The 377-nt window shown below is 42.4% G+C and carries 1 protein-coding gene; it reads right to left on the bottom strand.

All coding sequences use genetic code 11. The annotated features are described in order from the left end of the window. On the bottom strand, positions 1-377 hold a 377-nt coding region (locus tag HX873_RS31575), incomplete at both ends, for a hypothetical protein (RefSeq protein ID WP_177123891.1).

Raw genomic sequence — 377 nt, 5'->3', positions numbered from 1 at the left:
GAGGCACCCATATGGGTGAGTAGTCCTCTCAACGAAGTCATCACTCCATCAAGTTGTAGCGGATTGATCTTAGTTACAGCATTGAGCAAACTGCCCATTCTACCAAAAGCAATACCTGCTTCAGTAATTCCTGTAATTGCAGCCGCATTGCCCAATGGCGTTAGTATTGAATTCAATGCTTTTGAAATACCATCCATATGGGATGGATCATACTTGAACTTCCTAGCCGCATCTAAGAAACTTCCGATCCTTGAAAAAGCGACCGAAGCCACAGTTACATCCGCATTGTTTAACGTCTTAGACCATATATCAAAATCAGTAGCGAATCCTCTCAAGCCTGCTGATATATTAGGCAATCTAGACATACGAGCATTTGA

The sequence above is a fragment of the Pseudomonas sp. P7758 genome (assembly GCF_013386485.1).
Lineage (GTDB): Bacteria > Pseudomonadota > Gammaproteobacteria > Pseudomonadales > Pseudomonadaceae > Aquipseudomonas.
This window is presented reverse-complemented; position numbering and strand designations above follow the sequence as displayed.